The following is a 1,407-nucleotide window of genomic DNA, read 5'->3' on the forward strand; positions in this document are numbered from 1 at the left end:
GAGAATAGTAACGTGCTTTCACCTTCAAGAATAGTCTAAATCCTTAAGTTGATGGATGTGGGGTAGCACCACATCGCTATCAATCTAACAAAACAAAGTACCCCCCTAAAATGAAAAAACACGCTAATTTTTTGTAGAATCATAGGAATGGATTGTGTTTTTCGTAGTTCTTTCAGATTCATATCAAATACACAAATGAATGTAAAGACTGTTTTTTTCTTCTTGTTAGGAATATAATCAAGGGAATTTATGGGAAAGGAATGTTATCACGTATGAATAAACAAAAAGAATACTGGAATGGAGTAGCAAATGAAAAAGAATTCACGACACCTTTTCAACTTGACTTATTCTCAAAGTATGTAAATAAAGATGCAATCTTATTGGACTATGGATGCGGGTATGGAAGAACATTACTTGAACTAAAAGAACAACAATTTACGAATTTATTTGGTGCGGATTTTTCAGAAGAAATGATTAAACGAGCTAAATCAAATGATATGGCTATTGATTTTAATATTATTAAAAGTGGGAAACTTCCTTTCCCAGATAATTTTTTTGATTCCGTTTTATTATTTGCAGTTCTAACCTGTGTATACCAAAATCAAGAACAGGATTCTATTTTAAATGAAATTAAAAGGGTATTAAAACCAGAAGGTATTATTTATATTAATGATTTTTTACTAAATGAGGATGAAAGAAATATAACACGTTATAAACAGTATGTTGATAAGTATTACACATATGGAGTATTTGAATTATCTGATGGAGCTATTTTACGCCATCATAATGAAAAACGTGTAAAGGAATGGACAAATACATTTGAGAAATTAGAGTATGAAAAAGTAGAATACGTAACAATGAATGGTAACCGTTCTAATGGATTAATATATATAGGTAGAGTAAAAAAATAAAATGACTTGTAATATACTAATAGCGAAACAAAATTACACCAAATTCTATTTACATGTAATCTAAAATGTCCAAAAAATAGAAAATACGCTATTCTTTCTGTAGAATCATAGGAAAGGATGGCATTTTTTGTATGTCTATTTCTGTATCTGATGAATTACAATTATTTGCTCAAGAAATTCAAAGCTTCTTATCTCCAAATTTCTTACGAGATCTTGCTAGAGATGTTGGTTTTGTACAATGAACCAGTAAGTACCAAGCAAAAGATTTAGTTACTTTATGTGTTTGGATGAATCAAAATGCCACTAAAACTTCTTTCACACGTATGGAATATAAAGGGGTTTATAACTTGATATAGAATATAAAAGGAGAAATTTATACTATAAATAAGGGGATATACATATGGAATTAGAATCTGAGGTTAAAGCAATCGTTTTAGATTTAGATGGTACTTTATTAGATTCACAAAAGAAAGTGTCAGAAAGAAATAGAAAGGCT

2 protein-coding genes and 1 pseudogene are annotated in these 1,407 nt (G+C 29.3%); all 3 read left to right on the forward strand.

The window, feature by feature from the left end; translation table 11 throughout:
* The first annotated feature begins 272 nt into the window (after positions 1–272).
* Positions 273–911, forward strand: a complete 639-nt coding sequence (locus JDS80_RS30590) for a class I SAM-dependent methyltransferase (protein WP_199640808.1) — start codon at positions 273–275, stop codon at positions 909–911.
* 131 nt (positions 912–1,042) lie between these two features.
* Positions 1,043–1,237: pseudogene (locus JDS80_RS30595) on the forward strand (IS4 family transposase); the annotation flags it as partial.
* Between the two features lie 74 nt (positions 1,238–1,311).
* Positions 1,312–1,407: HAD hydrolase family protein (locus tag JDS80_RS30600; RefSeq protein WP_199640809.1), on the forward strand; the 96-nt coding region annotated here is incomplete at its 3' end.

The sequence above is a fragment of the Bacillus cereus group sp. N8 genome, from assembly GCF_016483685.1.
In the GTDB taxonomy this organism is placed as follows: Bacteria; Bacillota; Bacilli; order Bacillales; family Bacillaceae_G; genus Bacillus_A; species Bacillus_A proteolyticus.

Coding starts and splice junctions, on each gene's coding strand:
- JDS80_RS30590 (WP_199640808.1), top strand. CDS start 273: ATGAATAAACAAAAAGAATACTGGAATGGAGTAGCAAATGAAAAAGAA.